Below are 15,326 nucleotides of genomic sequence, written 5' to 3' on the forward strand. Positions count from 1 at the left end.
CGATCGTGCTGACCCAGGCGCAGATCACCAATGGCGTGACCTTCGATGTCGCCCGTCCGGCCGATGGCCAGACCGTCAGCGCCACGGCCACCGTCACCGATACCGCCGGCAACACCTCGGCACCGGGTACGGACAGCGCGGTGGTCGGTGACACCACTGGACCGAACGTCGTTATCAGCACCACCGACAGCAATCTATCGGTCGGAGAAGGCACGACGCTGACCTTTACCTTCAGCGAAGCGGTTACTGGCTTTACCGCCAGCGATATCACCCCGTCGGGCGGCACAATTAGCAATCTGGTGCAATCGGCAGGCAATCCGGCGGTCTGGACGGCTACGTTCACCTCAACAGGCGGCGGCTCGCCGAGCGTCAACTTGCCTGCTGGCAGCTATACCGATTTGGCCGGAAACGCAGGCACTGCGGGCAGTTTGAATCTCAATAGTGATCCAATTGCTACTAATGACAGCTACCTGATTTCCGGGCTGACCGGTCAGTACTTTGGCTACAGCGAAGGAGTTAATGGTGGCAACCTAACCAACCTTGCCCAGGTAGAAACCTTTATCAATGGCCGTGCACCTACAGCAACCTTCACTGCCACGAACTTGAACTATGGCCCGATAGGTAATGGCGGTTTGGGCAATGACACGAACCTGCAGACCTTCTTGGGTGGCGATAAATCAAGCCTTTCAAGCGATCCAGCGAATACCTCTGATGCCATTCTCAAGCTCAGCGGTCTGGTTAATCTGGCCGCTGGCAACTACCAATTCCGCGTAACGGCGGATGATGGTTTCAGTATCCGTATCAATGGCCAGACGGTTGCAGAATACAACGGTAACCAGGGGCCAACTGCTCGTGAGTCCGTAGTATTCACGGTGCCCCAAGGCGGCGCGCAGCAGGTTGAGATTGTCTATTGGGACCAAGATGGCAATGCCCAACTGACCGTTGAGTTGCGTCCTCAAGGCGGTAGTTATGCAGTCGTGGGCGGCAGCTCACTGCAGCATGAAAACCCAGCCCTGGTAACCAATGAAGATCAGGCCTTGACCATCAGCCCAGCGACCCTGCTGGGTAACGACACAGACCCGGATGGCAACCCAATCAGTATTCTCAGTGTGCAAGGGGCAACGCATGGCACCGTCGCGCTGGTTGGCGGCAACGTGGTGTTCACCCCTGACGCCAACTACAACGGTTCGGCAACCTTCACTTACACCGTAAGCGATGGCTTGGGTGGTCTTTCCACAGCAACGGTGACGCTCGGCATCAAGGCGATTAACGATGCACCGGTGGCCGTTGCCGATAGCGCCACTACCAATGAAGACACACAAGTCACCATCAACGTGCTGGCCAATGACACCGATGTTGATGGCGACATTCTGACGGTTACCGGGGCCACCGCCAGCAATGGCACTGTGGTGGTCAACGCCGACAACACCCTGAGTTTTACGCCTGCCAGCAACTTCAGTGGCACAGCACTGATTCAGTACAGCATCAGTGATGGCAAGGGCGGCACCTCGAGCGCTCAGGTAACGGTAGCTGTGACACCGCAAGCGGATGCCCCATTGATCTCGCCAGTGTCCAACATTTTTGTGCTTAACCCTGGTGCAACAGTGATCTCAACGGGCAGCACAGACACGTCGATCAACACAGCAGCGGCCAATGCTGGCGATGGTATCTCGCAAGCCAACCTGGAGGCCGAGCTGGGCCTGAATGCAGGCTACCTTGATGACCGTTTCAACCCGACCGGGCCGAACGTTAATCACGACGGCAATGTTAATGTGCTGGACGGCAAAGTGACCCATGCCGACTACAGCATGGTCAGTGGCACAACAGTCAGCTGGAACTACGCATTTACCAATGGCGAGAACCTCACCAGCGAAGTACAGAACGGTTATAACGATTTGGTCGTGTTGATCGTGACAGACCCTGCTGGTAACCGTAATGCCTTCCTGGTCGACTCGTCAGAGTCTAAATTCCCGAGTCTCACCAGCAACGGTACGTTCAGTTATACCGCGACCCAGAATGGCAATTACAGCTTCAGCTGGCTGGTACTCAACGGCCGCGACGGTCTTAAAGACTCGTCTCTATCGTTAACAAATACCAACTTCACCCAGGCTGGCAACGCCGCGCTATATGGTGCCCCCATTGCGTTATTACTCGCAGCACAGCTGGTCGACAAGGACGGTTCAGAATCCCTGAGCCTCGTACTTTCAGGGCTGCCGACCGGCGCCAGCCTCAGCGCAGGTACCAACAATGGCAACGGCAGCTGGACGCTAAGCGCCAGCGACCTGAGCAACCTGCATCTGCTGCCACCTGCTGGCTATACCGGAACGTTGAACCTGACGCTAACCGGCACCGCCACAGAAGCAGCCAATGGCCACACGAGCAATAGTTCAGAGTCGTTCAGCGTCACCATCGGTGAGACCACCAACACACTGACCACCGCCACTGCCGGCAATGACAACCTTACCGGTACGTCGGGTAATGACCTGATTCGTGGCTACAACGGCGATGACACGCTCAACGGCGGTAGTGGTAATGACCTGATCTATGGCGGCGCCGGTAATGACGCCCTCAACGGTGGCTCCGGCAACGATCATCTTTACGGCGGGATTGGCAACGACACATTGAATGGCGATGCCGGGAACGACTTCCTCAATGGTGAAGCCGGCAACGATATTCTCAATGGCGGTGCCGGAGACGACATTCTGCGTGGTGGTCTCGGTAACGACACGCTGACTGGCGGTGCAGGCAAGGATCTATTCCTCTGGCAGCGCGGTGATCTAAACACCTCAGGCGGCCGGGATATTGTCCGGGACTTCAACGTGGGCGAAGGCGACCGCATTGACCTGCATGATCTGCTGCAAGGCGAGAATGACGGCAATATTCTCAATTACCTGCGCGTCGATACTGCCACTGCAACACTGCAGATTAGTACCACAGGCCAGTTCGGTGCCGGTGGTAGTGCCGATGTGACCATCAAGCTGGAGAATGGCAGCGGCGGTAATTTCAATATCAACCCTGGCAACCTCAGCCAGGCTGATCTGGTTAACTCGCTGATTGCCGGTGCCGACCCCATGATCAAAGTCGATCACACCTAAAGTCGACCACGCCTAATGACCACAACCCCGCTACCATAAGGTGGCGGGGTTGTTTAGTCAGATGGCCACTAAGGCAAGGAGCGGTCGATGTTGTATGTAAAGCGAGATGCCTGGGGCAATTTGCAGCAGGTAGAAGCAGCGCCCTTCGAAGGAATGGATGGCGAACTACTGGCGGACAGCCAGGAAGCACAAGCCTGGTATGCCAACCAGACCGTAGAAAGCAGCCTGCTGCAACTCAAGCAGAGTGACCTGGATATGATCCGGGTACTGGAAGACTTGATTACCGTGCTGATCCGCAAGGGTGTAGTACGTATCACTGATCTACCGGAAGCAGCGCAAGGCAAGCTGGTCGGTCGTAGCAAGGCGCGGGATGCGCTGGGTGGCTTGCATCGACTGATTAATGACGACGAATCTGAGCTGATCTGACGCTACGCTGCATCAAACTAACAAAGCTCGCGGGAAGCCCGCGTCTACTGGATCGGCAGACTGCTAGCGCCAAGGTCCCGGCTCACCAAATAGACGTCCCTGCACGCCATTGATACCCATAGCGCGTAGCACTTGCCACTCCCCTTCGCTTTCCACGCGCTCGGCAATCAGCGGCAGGTCAATGCTGTTGGCTGCACGCTGCATGGCTTCGATAAACAGGCGTTTGTCGTTTTCCTGATCAATATCGCGAATATAGCTGCCATCAACCTTGAGGTAACCGAGACCAAGCTTGGCCAGGTTGCCGATCATGCTGAAGCGCCCACCAAAGTGCTGTAAGCCGAGGCCAAAGCCCAGGCTGCGCAGGCGTTGGGTCAGGTTTTCCAGCGCGGACTGATCGGGCAACTGATCCTCATCCAGTTCCAAGGTCAGGCGCGGTCCCAGTTGGCGGTGTTGCTGCAACTGGGCATACAACGCTGCCAGCGCCTGTGGGTCGCGAATGCTACTACCGGAAAGGCTCAGCGCCACGGCTGCCTGATGACTGTATAGCTGCGTCAGCACCAGACCGAGCATCACCCGATCCAGGCGCGCCGCCCAGCCGAAACGCTCGACCCAGGGCAGGAAGCGCCCGGCGGGAATCACCGCGCCCTGCTCATCGATCACCCGCGCCAGCACCTTGTGGTGCAGCACGCGTGCGGGTTCGTCGGCAGCTACCACCGGCTGGAAGAACAACTGAATACGGCCCTGCTCCAGCGCCTGATCGAGCAGGCGATACCAGCTTTGCCCCTCGTCCACGGCCAGAGATTGCTCGGCCAATTCATTGAACGCCCAACTCGGCTGCGCCTGGCTGGCAGCCAGCGCCAACGCGGCATCCAGGGCGCGGTACAATTCGTCTTCCGCCGCACCAGGAGCAAAGCTGGTCAAGCCGATATGCGCTACCGGCAAACAGTCACTGGCACCGGTCTGCTGCAGACTGTGCAGCGTCTGCTCAAGCTGCTCGGCCAGTTGCAGTGCTTCGCCGCGCTCAAGCCCAGGCGCCAGCAAAGCGAACTCACCGCCTCGATTGCGCGCCAGTACAAAGCGACCCTGGCTGAGCTGTTGCAGCTGTTCGGCGATGCTGATCAGCAGTTGATCGGTACGTTGGCCGCCCAAGCGCTGATTGAGGCCACTCAGGTCATTGACCCGCAGCAACAGCAGATAACCGCTGCAGGCCTGCTCCTCAACGTTGAGCCGTGCGTGCAGCTGCAAATCGAAATAACGTCGGTTGGCCAGCCCGGTCAGGCTGTCTTGATAGGCTTCGGCACGCAGCACTTCACTGCGCGCGGCCTCCTCGGCAAACAGCGCTTTGAGCTTGCCGACCATCTGGTTCATGGCGTTGACCACCCGGCGAAACTCGGGGGTTTTTGGCAACTCCGGCAAGCTGAGGAATTCACGGCGGGCGATGGCATTGGACTGTTCGACCATATAGTCCAACGGGCGCAGCTGACGCTTGAGCAGCAACACACCCAGCGCAATACACAGCACGCCGCTGAGGGTCAGCCACAGCAGATTGCCCAAGGTGCTCTGCCAGAGCTTGCCGACGGCAAACAGCGGATGGCTGATCACTTGCACCTGCGCGGCTTGCCGCCAGCCGTCGCTGACAATCGCATCGCCCTGGGCGGCTTCCAGATCGACCAGTTGCGCGAACCACTGCGGCGCCTCACCGCTTACCGGCACGCCGCTGCGTTCGACCAGCAGCTCGCCGGTCGCAGGATCGGTCACACGGATGCTTTCAAAATAGCCACTGTCGAAGATCGAGCTGACCATCAACTCGATCATCGCGGTGTCGTTGACATGCGGGCTGAGCGACAAACCCAGGGCCGTGGCGGCATCCTGGGCATGGGCGCGGAGCTGGTTGACCTGTTGCTCGCGCGAACTCTCGACGCTGACCAGAAAACTGCCGGTGAAATTCACCAGCATCAGCACGCAGATGGCGATAAACAGCTGCTTGAACAACGACATCAACCACTCCTGTCGAGCCCAGCGAGAAATGTCCGGGCTCAATTTCGCTTCTAATAATTCAGGTCAGTGCCGGCGCACGCACTTCGCAGGGACAGGGCGATACCGGGCAGCATCAGGTGCCCGGCAGAATTAGGCGCGGCACTGAAAAAGTGGCGGCGGCACGACGGCCGTCATGGTGCGGGGCATGGGCACAAAACACAATGTCCATAGCGGCAGCGGGGGCAATCTGGCGAGGGGGGAGATGATTATTTGCGATAACGGTCGCATGGATACACGACCGCTGTTCGAGAGACAGGAATGGCTTAAGCGCGGGTCAATCCCTGCAGATGCACAAAGCCAAACAACAGCACCTGCACCCGCTGAAGCCAGGGCTGTGGCTGGCCAACCAGACGCGCCTTGAATAGCAACAACTCGCCAAGATGCGCCAGCAGCATGCCGCCAGCAATCAAATTGACCGCCAGGTACCAGCCCTCGCCCATGGGGAAGAGCAGGTTGAGCAGCGCCAGCAACCAGAACGCGGCCAGCGCGCCTTTGGCGAATATTAGAACTTGCATACGTCACTCCTTAGTCTGGTAGTAAAAACCGCTGACCAGTCTGCCCTGAACCCTCCCTCGGTGCGTCCGCACTTTGGTCGGGTCGAGTGACGCAGCAACACTCAACGCAGCGTCAGAGCAATCGGTGCTTCGCTGAAATCGAAGCAGCCGAGGAAGGTCTTGATCTCCAGCAAGCTGCCATCGACCTTTACATCGCCCAGCAGCGCGCCTTTAAGCAGGCCGTTCTCGCCGCTCATCACGGTGTCCAGATACGTCTTGTCGAGGGTCAGCTTGAGCGTGGTGCCCTCGGGAATGCCCTGATGCAACTGCACCACACCGCGGCGTACCTCCAGGGCCCACTCCTCACCGATATCCGGGAAGCTGAAGCCCAGGGTCAGCTGGACATCATTAGCCTTGTCCGGATCGACCCGGGTAATCCAGTTCTGCAGGAAGATTCGCGCAGGGAAGTTCTGCAGCATATCCGCCGAAAGAAACGCGCTGCGCATGCTCAGCGCCATCTGCTGCACCTCATCACCGGCCAGCTTGCCCTCCAGTTCCATGGCGCTCATCAGGTACCAGTTGCGCCAGTTGATGTTCATGCTGGCGTAGCCCAGCTTGCGGAAACTACGCGCCTTGATATCGCGTGCCAGCTTGTCTTCGTTATCCACCTGAATCGCGTAGCTGGAAAGCTCGGCGGCCCATTGGTAATCGCCTTTGAGGTAGGCATCACCGGCGGCCAGCAGCAGCTTCTCACGACCACCCATCAGGCTGATCAGCCGCTCGGCCTTGTCTTTCGGCGGCAGCGGGTCGAGGGCCACCGGGTCACCCTGGAACCAGCCCAGGTAGCCGTTGTAGATCTGCCGTACGCTGTGTTTCACCGTGCCGTAGTACTCGCGCAGATAAGGCGTATAGCCGGCCAGGTGCGGCGGCAGTTTGACCTTCTCGACCAGCTCGTCCGGGGTCAGGCCCTTGTTCATCCAGCGCACGCTCTGGTCGTGGATATAGGCGATGCCGTCGCGGGTCATGCGCAGCACTTCCTCGACCTGGGCCTGGCCGCTCACCGGACGGCCGTGCAGCGGCACCATATGCTCCGCCTTATAAGCGCGCAGCTTGTCAAGGCTCTCGACCCACACCACCGGGTCGCGGAACTTGGTGCCGCGCAGGGTGTGAATATTCGGCAGGGTCGGCCCCTGCTCCACCTCGGCGCTGATCAGCACGCGGTTATCCGGCAGGTAGACGGTGATCTCGTCCGGGGCCTCACTGGGTACGTGGAGAAACTGCAGATCCAAACCGGCGATGCGGGTGTCGAGTTTGTCCTTGAAGGTCAGGGTCGGCGCGATAAAAGTCGAGGCCTCGACCTTGGCCAACGGGCCAATACCGGCGTTCATCTGCTCATGGTCACTGGCCGGCAGGCCAGCACCGAAGCTGTAGCCGGAGCGCACCGAGAGAATCGGCCCGACCAGCGCGCCCTGGGCCACCACATTGGCCAACAGGGTTTCATGGGCAATGATCTGCACCTCGCCGCTGCGCACCTGTTCTTCAGTGACGAATGCCTTTACGCCGTTGATATGGTCCGGGTGGAAGTGGGTATAGACCACCGCCTTGACCGGTTTGTCGCTGATCTTGCGAAACTCGGCCATGATCTTGCGCGACTCGCTGACCGCCTCACCGGTGTCGATGATGATCATCCCTTCCGGCGCCTCGATCATCGCCACGTTGCCCAGCTGCCAGCCGACGGCGGAATAGACGTTGCCGGCCACCTGGTAGACCTTCTGCGCGAAGTGCTTGCTGTGCTCGGCCAGTTCCGGGTGGATCGAGGCTTTGATCTGCTCTTCCGGCAAGGTCGCGTGGCCGGTCATGGGTAACGCCAGGCTCAGCAGCACGGCGGCAGTTCGGTTGAGTGAAAACATGCGAAGGCGCTCATTGTTAGTGGCAGTGCTGGAAGATTGGCCAAACGAAGTCAATAATTCCAATGCATTCCAAAACCAATAGCGATGCACAACGCGCATGAATGATTTACGCCAGCTCCGCCACTTTGTCGCCCTCGCCGAACACGGCCATTTCGCCCGCGCCGCCGAAGCCGTGCACCTAAGCCAACCAGCCCTAAGCCGCAGCATCCAGGCGCTGGAAGCCAGCCTCGGCTGCAACCTGGTCGACCGGCACAGCCGCGGTATCAGCCTGACCACCCACGGCCAGCTGGTACTGGAGCACGCTCAGCGTCTGCTGGCCGGCAGCCGCGCGCTGAAAAATGCGGTCAGTCAGCTGGGCAATCTGCAAACCGGTGAACTGCGCCTGGGTGCCGGCCCCTATCCCGCCGCGCGCTTGGTGCCACGGGCGCTCGGGCGCATGGCGCAGCGTTATCCACGGGTGCGGGTCAATCTGCAGATTGGCAACTGGCTGGAACTGCGCAGCAGCCTGCTGGATGACGCTCTGGAGTTGTTTGTCGCCGACAGCCGCGAGCTGATCGACGATCCCTTGCTGTGCATCGAGCCGTTGCAACGCCACAGCGGCGTGCTGTTCTGCCGCCCGGGGCATCCATTGCTGGAACAACCGGCGCTACGTATGCACGACCTGCTCGACTACCCCATTGCCGGCACCCAACTGCCACAGGCGGTCGAGCAAAACCTGCGCGCACTCAGCGGCCGTGAACAGCCGCTGAGTATTCAATGCGACAACTTTATGGTGCTCAAAGCCCTGGTGGCCGATAGCGACGTGTTGAGCATGGCGCCTTGGGATGTGGTGGCCGAGGATATCCAGACCGGCCGCCTGGCACGGCTGCCGCTGGAAGCAGGTGTGTTGACCGAGCAATCCGCCTACGCCCTGATCAGCCGCGCAGGGCATAGCCTGTCACCAGCGGCGCAGGCCATGCGGGAAGAGATACTGGCCGAAGATCAACTCTTCGGCCGTCAGCTTGAAGGCGCGCCGGATTCGTAGCGAGCCTAGAAATGGTGGTCAGTTGCGCTGCCGCTCCCAACCCTTCCGCTCATCGCGCCGGCCTTCGCGTCGATCATCACCACGACGATCAGCATTGCGCAGCACATCATGGCGCTGCGGGCGCTGCTGTAGATGATTGCGCGAGTGATCGCGATCACGGCGGCCATCCCAACCCGCGCGCGGTTGGGTTACGCGGTAGTCGTGGCGATTCTGGTATTTGTGCGTCTGGTAATGGCGCGGCTTTGGGGCCGGCACGTAATAGCGCGATGGGTGACGGTGATCATCGTAACGACGCCCGTCATGGTGGTAAGCCTTGTAGCGCTGCTGCGGCACCACATAAACCGGGTAACGCTGCGCCCGGTAATACGTGCTCGAATAATGCTGATCATAGCCATGATGGCCGTAGCCACTGCCGCCATATACCGCACAGCCGGTCAGGACCCACCCCAACAACGCAATAACAAAAATGGGTTTGAACACCATGCTGCCCTCCGTACTACCAGTGGATAAAAGGCCAGTGAATACTGGCCTTCTGAACCCGCTGAGAACAATCCAGTGCCTCAACAGCGACCTTTTTTAGCCTGTCCCGGCGGACAATGGGGCGGACCGCCACCACCATCGCCGATATCCACCCCGATTCCGGGAAGACGCAGGCTACAGCCCTGTGCGCTGAAGGCCAGAATGGCCACCAGCAATACGCTCAAATAGGTTTTCATCAGCAACGCCCCTGCATACGTAGACCCGGTGGACAGTGACCACCATTGCCACCGCCATAACCCACATCCACACGAACAGGCTCACCGATGCGCGCATGTACACCCGGCGCGCTGAAGGTACAGCCGCCCAGTAACAACACTAATAATGCCATCAGACTTAAAACACGCATTGCGATACTCCTCGAATGTCCCATAGGCATCAGGTGCCTGCGGTGACTCAGCATCCATCAATTACATGGACACTAACTTTGACCTGACCAAATACGCTCTGTTCAATGCGCAGAGAAATACAGTTCCAGACTGAGCAAGCGAATGCTACGCGCTGCTCTACTGCGCGATACCCAGCCCGCCGGCCAACGTAAAAGCCGCTTGAGAATCTGCGCATATCATCCACCTCCTATGCACATGTCGATAATTGGCACGATGCTCGCTTGACGATCTGCGTTCGATAAATTCAGGAACAACCCCGCTACGGCGGAGTTGCGGCACCACAACTTGCAATAGTCGACTAGGGTTCCGATTCGCTGAGCACTGCTTCGGCGGATGACTGGTCCGAGAGTTGACGACCTCACAATGGCCACGGCCGGGGTTACACGGCGGGATAAAAGCCCGGGAGAACGCACAGCACTGTTGTTCGCTTTCCTGTTCCCGCTTGCCTGACCCGAGGTTATCTATGCCACTACGTACTCTGCTCGCCCGTCTCACCTGCAGCTGCCTGCTGGCCAGCCTGCTGCTGCAACCGGCGCACGCCGCCACTGAGCCGAAAACCTTCAAGCTGTGCTGGTCGATCTTTGCCGGCTGGATGCCCTGGGGCTATGCCGCCACCGAAGGCATCGTCAACAAGTGGGCCGAGCAGTACGGCATCCGCATCGAAGTCAGCGAAGTGCCGGATTACGTCGGTTCCATCGAGCGCTACAGCGCCGGGGAGTTCGATGCCTGCTCGATGACCAATATGGATGCGCTGACCATCCCCGCCGCCGCAGGCGTGGACTCCACTGCACTGATCATCGGCGACTTCTCCAACGGTGCGGATGCCATTCTGCTGCGCGGCCCGGGCCTGACCCTGAAAGACCTCAAGGGCAAGACCGTGCTGCTGGTGGAGAACTCGGTATCGCACTACTTGCTCAGCCGCGCCCTGGAATGGGCCCTGCTCAAACCTGAGGATGTGACCATCCAGCACGTCTCCGACACGCAGATTGCCGAGGCCTTTCTCGCGGGGCAAGGCGACGCAGTGATTACCTGGAACCCGATCCTGGCCAAGATCAAGCAGCAGACCCAGGTCAGCCAGGTGTTCAGCTCCAACCTGATTCCTGGCGAGATCGTCGACCTCACCGTGGTCAACAGCAAGGTCCTCGCTGCCCACCCGGAGCTGGGCAAAGCGCTGACCGGTGCCTGGTTCGAAACCCAGCGCCTGATGGGCATGCCCACCGATGCTGGGCGCGCGGCACGAGCGAAGATGGCCAGCGCCGCCGGCACCACGCCGGAGGACTTCAGCCAGCAGCTGGACACCCTGCGCTCGTTCTACTCGCCGCGTTACGCCTTGGCGTTTGCCCGTGCCAACAAGATGCCCGAGCTGATGCAGCGGGTCGCCCAGTTCGCTGACCAACAGAAGCTGCTCGGCCACGACGGCAAAGGCCTGGACAAGCTCGGCATCGCCTTTAGCGGGGAACGCAGCCTGGGCAATGCCGACAACATCCTGCTGCGCTTCGATGGCAGTTATATGCAAATGGCCGCCGAGAAAAGCCTGTAGCCCAGCGCGCCCTGCAATGCAGCACGCCTGCGCCACCACGCACCGCCAGGGCGCACAACCCTGGCCTGGCACGAGCAGAAACCGCGTGCCAGTAGGCTAGATCAAGCTGGCACGATGTTCGCAATACCTACCTCGTGCAGGAACAACCCGCTGCGGCGGGATCGCGGCACCACAATTTGCAATAGCTGACTAGGGTTCCGATCCGCAATCACACGACCTGCGGGTGACTGGTCCGAGAGTTGGCGACCTCCTTCGAGGTTACACGGCGGGATAAAAGCCCGGGAGAACGCGCCCCACTCGTGGGGAACCGCCGCGCACTCCTGCCCGTACTTTCTCGAACTGGAGGCTCCACCATGCGTAAGACCCGTCTGTGTTCAGTACTCGCCGCCGGCCTGGCCGCTGCCATCAGCGTCAATAGCCACGCCGCGCCGAAATCCGACTTCAGCGTCTGCTGGACCATCTACGCCGGCTGGATGCCGTGGGAATACGGCGCCGCCGAAGGCATCGTCGACAAGTGGGCGAAAAAGTACGACATCAATATCGATGTGGTGCAGATCAACGATTACGTCGAGTCGATCAACCAGTACAGCGCCGGCCAGTTCGATGGCTGCACCATGACCAATATGGATGCCCTGACCATTCCGGCAGCTGGCGGCGTGGACAGCACCGCGCTGATCATCGGCGACTTCTCCAACGGCAACGACGGCGTCGTGCTCAAGGGCGAGAAGAAAACCCTAGGTGATCTCAAGGGCCAGAACGTCAACCTGGTCGAGCTGTCCGTTTCCCACTACCTGCTGGCCCGCGGCCTGGAAAAAGCCGGTCTCAGCGAGAAAGACCTGAAAGTGGTCAACACCTCCGACGCCGACATGGTCGCCGCCTTCTCCACCAGCGACGTCACCGCCGTGACCACCTGGAACCCGCTGCTGGCTGAGATCGAAGCCACGCCCAACGTGACCAAGGTGTTCGATTCCAGCCAGATCCCCGGTGAAATCATCGACCTGATGGTAGTCAACAGCGACACCCTCAAGGCCAACCCGGCCTTCGGCAAAGCGCTGACCGGCGCCTGGTACGAAATCATGGCCACCATGAGTGCCGACACCCCGGCCGGCAAGGCGGCTCGCGAGCATATGGCCAAGGCCTCCGGCACTGACCTGGCCGGCTACGAAGCACAGCTTGCCGCGACCAAGATGTTCTATTCGGCCAAGGACGCCGTGGCCTTCGTCACCAGCCCGAAACTGCCGGCCACCATGACCAAGGTTGCGGAGTTCTCCTTCGGCCACGGCCTGCTCGGTGAAGGTGCGCAAAGTGCCGATGCCATCGGTATGGGCTTCGCCAAGGACGTGACCACCGGCGACACCGGCAACCTCAAGCTGCGCTTCGACCCCAGCTATATGCAAATGGCGGCTGACGGCACCCTCTGACCGCTGCGTAGGGTGGATGACGCTCTGTTCATCCACCGTGAATTCGGTGTGGTGGTGGATGGATAAAACGCCATCCACCCTACGAATAACGAGATACCTATGCGCCTGATCAACCGCCACCCGGATCGCAGCGGTCGCCTGCTGCTGATCCTGCTGCCCTTCGCCCTGCTGCTGTTCGCCTATTTCGCAGGCTCGGCGCAGCGGCTGACGGAAAACCCCAACGACAAACTGCTGCCCAGCGCCAGCCAGATGGTGGCGGCGGTTGATCGCCTGGCCTTTACCGAGGACAAGCGCAGCGGCAACTACCTGTTCTGGCAGGACAGCGCCGCCAGCCTGTCACGCCTGACCATGGGCATCGGCATCGCCGCCATCGCCGGGCTGTGCTTAGGGATAGCTGCCGGAATCATTCCGCTATTCGGCGCGCCGTTGTCGCCCCTGCTCACAGTGCTGTCGATGGTGCCGCCACTGGCGATTCTGCCCATCCTGTTTATCGTTTTCGGCCTCGGCGAGCTGTCCAAGGTGATGTTGATCGTCATCGGCATCACCCCCTGCATCGCCCGCGACCTGGAACAACGTGCCCGCGAGATTCCCCAGGAAATCCTGATCAAGGCGCAGACCCTCGGCGCCAGCACCTGGACCCTGATTCTGCGAGTGGTGCTGCCGCAATTGCTGCCGCGCCTGCTGATCTCCCTGCGCCTGATGCTCGGCTCGGCCTGGCTGTTTCTGATTGCCGCCGAGGCCATCGCCAGCACCGATGGCCTGGGCTACCGGATATTCCTGGTGCGCCGCTATATGGCCATGGACGTGATCCTGCCCTACGTGGTGTGGATCACCCTGCTCGCCTGGCTGATGGATCTCGGCCTGCGCCAGACCATCCGCGTGTGCTTCCCCTGGTATGAAGGGGCCAAGTCATGAGCGCCTTTATCGAAGTGAAAAACGTCTGGCAGGAGTACGGCGATCAGGTCGTACTGGAAAGACTCAACCTGTCGATCAACGAAGGCGAGTTCTGCACCCTGGTCGGTGCATCCGGCTGCGGCAAATCGACTTTTCTGCGCCTGCTGCTCGGTCAGGAACGCGCCAGCCGTGGCGAGATTCTACTCGGTGGTGAGCCGTTGGCTGCCGAACCCGATAGCAGCCGTGGCGTGGTATTTCAGCGCTACTCGGTGTTCCCGCACCTGACTGTGCTGGACAACGTCGCCATCGGTCTGGAGTTGCCGCGCTCGAAACTGCTCGGCCGGCTGTTTGGCGGCGCCAAGCGCGAAGCCCGCGAGCAGGCGGCGGTGATTCTGCACAAGGTCGGCCTCGGCCACGCCTTGGACAAATACCCCAGCCAGCTCTCCGGCGGAATGCAGCAACGTTTGGCGATTGCCCAGGCGCTGATCATGCAACCGCGCGTGCTGCTGCTCGACGAACCCTTCGGCGCCCTCGATCCCGGCATCCGCAAGGACATGCACGGCCTGCTGCTGGAGCTGTGGCACGAAACCAAGCTCACCGTATTTATGGTCACCCATGACCTGAGCGAGGGCTTCAGCCTTGGCACCCGCCTGCTGGTGTTCGACAAGACCCGCATTGACCCGCACGCGCCGAACGCCTTCGGCGCGCGCATCACCTACGACATCCCCCTCAACAGCGACCGCCGCGCCACCCGCGCCGCCGTCGAAGCGTTGCCCGCGCATATCAGCGGCAACCTGCAACCGGCCCTGTAGGAGCATCAGATGACTGCCTCATTAAACCTGCGCCCCACGCTCTACGAGGAACTCGTTCCCGGTGGCGGCCATACCTCCTTTGTCCTCAAACGCGGCCAGTTGCTGCGCATCACCGACCTGCAAGGCGGCGCCAATGCCAGCCTGCTGCTGCTCAACGCTGCCGAAAAAAGCGAACGGCTAAACCTGCCGGACAGCCTCAAGTGTCAGCACACCGCCAAGCTCACCGCCGGCCACTGCCTGTACTCGGACATGGGCCGCGTGCTGGCCGCCATCACCGCCGATACCTGCGGCTGGCATGACAGCTTCGGCGGCGTACTGAACGCCACCGAGGTGCAGGAGAAGTACGGCAACGGCAACTATCAGCAACTGCGCAACGGCTTCTTCCGCAACGGCGTGGACAACCTGCTGGTGGAAATGGGCAAGTGGAACCTCAATCTGCAAGACCTGCTGATGTGCCTGAATCTGTTCAGCAAGGTCACGGTCGACAGCGACGGCTGCTTCCACTTCCAGCCGGGCAACTCCAAGGCCGGCGACTACATCGAGCTGTACGCGCCGATGGACACGCTGGTAGTGCTCACCGCCCTGCAGCACCCCATGGACCGCAACCCCGCATACGCACCCAAGCCGCTGCAACTGAGCTGGCACAAGGTCGAAAGCGACGGCATCAGCGTGCTGTGCCGCACCTCGCGCCCGGAAAACCAGCGGGGCTTCCATAACACCGAACGTCTGTATATCTGAGGCCGGCCA

At 60.4% G+C, this 15,326-nt stretch carries 14 protein-coding genes and 2 riboswitches; of the genes, 8 read left to right on the forward strand and 6 right to left on the reverse strand.

Features of this window, described 5'->3' with window-relative positions; genetic code table 11:
• Both AACY25_RS17610 and AACY25_RS17615 read left to right on the forward strand, forming a co-directional pair.
• On the forward strand, positions 1 to 3,095 hold a 3,095-nt coding region (locus tag AACY25_RS17610), incomplete at its 5' end, for a tandem-95 repeat protein (RefSeq protein ID WP_339526307.1).
• Positions 3,096 to 3,182: 87 nt separating this feature from the next.
• Positions 3,183 to 3,521, forward strand: coding sequence for a tryptophan synthase subunit beta (locus AACY25_RS17615; protein ID WP_136665860.1), 339 nt, complete (start codon positions 3,183 to 3,185; stop codon positions 3,519 to 3,521).
• Between the two features lie 63 nt (positions 3,522 to 3,584).
• Here the strand turns inward: AACY25_RS17615 and lapD are convergent, their stop codons facing one another.
• The 3 genes from lapD to AACY25_RS17630 all read right to left on the reverse strand — a co-directional run bounded on the left by lapD (position 3,585) and on the right by AACY25_RS17630 (position 7,962).
• Positions 3,585 to 5,519, reverse strand: a complete 1,935-nt coding sequence (lapD, locus tag AACY25_RS17620) for a cyclic di-GMP receptor LapD (RefSeq protein WP_339526310.1) — start codon at positions 5,517 to 5,519, stop codon at positions 3,585 to 3,587.
• A gap of 302 nt (positions 5,520 to 5,821) precedes the next feature.
• Positions 5,822 to 6,073, reverse strand: a complete 252-nt coding sequence (locus AACY25_RS17625; RefSeq protein WP_339526311.1) for a DUF1145 domain-containing protein — start codon at positions 6,071 to 6,073, stop codon at positions 5,822 to 5,824.
• 101 nt (positions 6,074 to 6,174) lie between these two features.
• Positions 6,175 to 7,962 (reverse strand): alkyl/aryl-sulfatase, encoded by a 1,788-nt coding sequence (locus AACY25_RS17630; RefSeq protein ID WP_339526313.1) that lies wholly within the window; start codon positions 7,960 to 7,962, stop codon positions 6,175 to 6,177.
• 97 nt (positions 7,963 to 8,059) lie between these two features.
• Between AACY25_RS17630 and AACY25_RS17635 the strand changes: the two genes are divergently transcribed.
• On the forward strand, positions 8,060 to 8,986 hold the full coding sequence (locus AACY25_RS17635; protein ID WP_339526315.1) for a LysR family transcriptional regulator: 927 nt from the start codon (positions 8,060 to 8,062) through the stop codon (positions 8,984 to 8,986).
• An 18-nt stretch (positions 8,987 to 9,004) separates the two neighbouring features.
• On the opposite strand, the gene AACY25_RS17640 is transcribed toward AACY25_RS17635, so the two are convergent.
• From AACY25_RS17640 to AACY25_RS17650, 3 genes are all read right to left on the reverse strand, one after another.
• A complete protein-coding gene (locus tag AACY25_RS17640) occupies positions 9,005 to 9,469 on the reverse strand; it encodes a hypothetical protein (RefSeq protein ID WP_339526317.1) in 465 nt (154 codons plus the stop codon).
• Between the two features lie 77 nt (positions 9,470 to 9,546).
• Entirely contained in the window at positions 9,547 to 9,702 is a 156-nt protein-coding gene (locus tag AACY25_RS17645) for a hypothetical protein (RefSeq protein ID WP_339526319.1), read from the reverse strand.
• A complete protein-coding gene (locus AACY25_RS17650) occupies positions 9,702 to 9,872 on the reverse strand; it encodes a hypothetical protein (RefSeq protein WP_339526321.1) in 171 nt (56 codons plus the stop codon). Before AACY25_RS17650 ends, AACY25_RS17645 begins: the two co-directional genes overlap by 1 nt.
• Positions 9,873 to 10,199: 327 nt before the next feature.
• Positions 10,200 to 10,320: riboswitch (guanidine-I (ykkC/yxkD leader) on the forward strand.
• Between the two features lie 55 nt (positions 10,321 to 10,375).
• On the opposite strand from AACY25_RS17650, the gene AACY25_RS17655 reads away from it, so the two are divergent.
• From AACY25_RS17655 to AACY25_RS17675, 5 genes are all read left to right on the forward strand, one after another.
• Positions 10,376 to 11,452, forward strand: a complete 1,077-nt coding sequence (locus AACY25_RS17655; RefSeq protein WP_339526323.1) for a putative urea ABC transporter substrate-binding protein — start codon at positions 10,376 to 10,378, stop codon at positions 11,450 to 11,452.
• A gap of 178 nt (positions 11,453 to 11,630) precedes the next feature.
• A riboswitch (guanidine-I (ykkC/yxkD leader) is annotated at positions 11,631 to 11,739 on the forward strand.
• A 66-nt stretch (positions 11,740 to 11,805) separates the two neighbouring features.
• A complete protein-coding gene (locus tag AACY25_RS17660; RefSeq protein WP_339526324.1) occupies positions 11,806 to 12,873 on the forward strand; it encodes a putative urea ABC transporter substrate-binding protein in 1,068 nt (355 codons plus the stop codon).
• A 99-nt stretch (positions 12,874 to 12,972) separates the two neighbouring features.
• Positions 12,973 to 13,788 carry an ABC transporter permease gene (locus AACY25_RS17665; RefSeq protein ID WP_339526325.1) on the forward strand — a complete coding sequence of 272 codons (816 nt, stop codon included), beginning with the start codon at positions 12,973 to 12,975 and terminating at the stop codon, positions 13,786 to 13,788.
• The gene (locus AACY25_RS17670; protein ID WP_339526326.1) at positions 13,785 to 14,579 is read left to right on the forward strand and encodes an ABC transporter ATP-binding protein; all 795 of its coding nucleotides are present in this window, start codon (positions 13,785 to 13,787) and stop codon (positions 14,577 to 14,579) included. The genes AACY25_RS17665 and AACY25_RS17670 overlap by 4 nt, the downstream gene beginning before the upstream one ends.
• A 9-nt stretch (positions 14,580 to 14,588) precedes the next feature.
• Positions 14,589 to 15,317 (forward strand): urea amidolyase associated protein UAAP1, encoded by a 729-nt coding sequence (locus AACY25_RS17675; protein WP_339526328.1) that lies wholly within the window; start codon positions 14,589 to 14,591, stop codon positions 15,315 to 15,317.
• Positions 15,318 to 15,326: the final 9 nt, after the last annotated feature.

This window comes from Pseudomonas sp. EA_35y_Pfl2_R111 (genome assembly GCF_963970955.1).
GTDB lineage: Bacteria > Pseudomonadota > Gammaproteobacteria > Pseudomonadales > Pseudomonadaceae > Aquipseudomonas.

Excerpts from the sequence above, each read along its gene's own strand:
- AACY25_RS17650 (WP_339526321.1), bottom strand. The coding sequence starts at position 9,872 with ATGCGTGTTTTAAGTCTGATGGCATTATTAGTGTTGTTACTGGGCGGC.
- AACY25_RS17675 (WP_339526328.1), top strand. The coding sequence starts at position 14,589 with ATGACTGCCTCATTAAACCTGCGCCCCACGCTCTACGAGGAACTCGTT.
- AACY25_RS17615 (WP_136665860.1), top strand. The coding sequence starts at position 3,183 with ATGTTGTATGTAAAGCGAGATGCCTGGGGCAATTTGCAGCAGGTAGAA.
- AACY25_RS17670 (WP_339526326.1), top strand. The coding sequence starts at position 13,785 with ATGAGCGCCTTTATCGAAGTGAAAAACGTCTGGCAGGAGTACGGCGAT.
- AACY25_RS17645 (WP_339526319.1), bottom strand. The coding sequence starts at position 9,702 with ATGAAAACCTATTTGAGCGTATTGCTGGTGGCCATTCTGGCCTTCAGC.
- AACY25_RS17655 (WP_339526323.1), top strand. The coding sequence starts at position 10,376 with ATGCCACTACGTACTCTGCTCGCCCGTCTCACCTGCAGCTGCCTGCTG.
- AACY25_RS17625 (WP_339526311.1), bottom strand. The coding sequence starts at position 6,073 with ATGCAAGTTCTAATATTCGCCAAAGGCGCGCTGGCCGCGTTCTGGTTG.
- AACY25_RS17640 (WP_339526317.1), bottom strand. The coding sequence starts at position 9,469 with ATGGTGTTCAAACCCATTTTTGTTATTGCGTTGTTGGGGTGGGTCCTG.
- AACY25_RS17660 (WP_339526324.1), top strand. The coding sequence starts at position 11,806 with ATGCGTAAGACCCGTCTGTGTTCAGTACTCGCCGCCGGCCTGGCCGCT.
- AACY25_RS17635 (WP_339526315.1), top strand. The coding sequence starts at position 8,060 with ATGAATGATTTACGCCAGCTCCGCCACTTTGTCGCCCTCGCCGAACAC.
- AACY25_RS17630 (WP_339526313.1), bottom strand. The coding sequence starts at position 7,962 with ATGTTTTCACTCAACCGAACTGCCGCCGTGCTGCTGAGCCTGGCGTTA.
- lapD (WP_339526310.1), bottom strand. The coding sequence starts at position 5,519 with ATGTCGTTGTTCAAGCAGCTGTTTATCGCCATCTGCGTGCTGATGCTG.
- AACY25_RS17665 (WP_339526325.1), top strand. The coding sequence starts at position 12,973 with ATGCGCCTGATCAACCGCCACCCGGATCGCAGCGGTCGCCTGCTGCTG.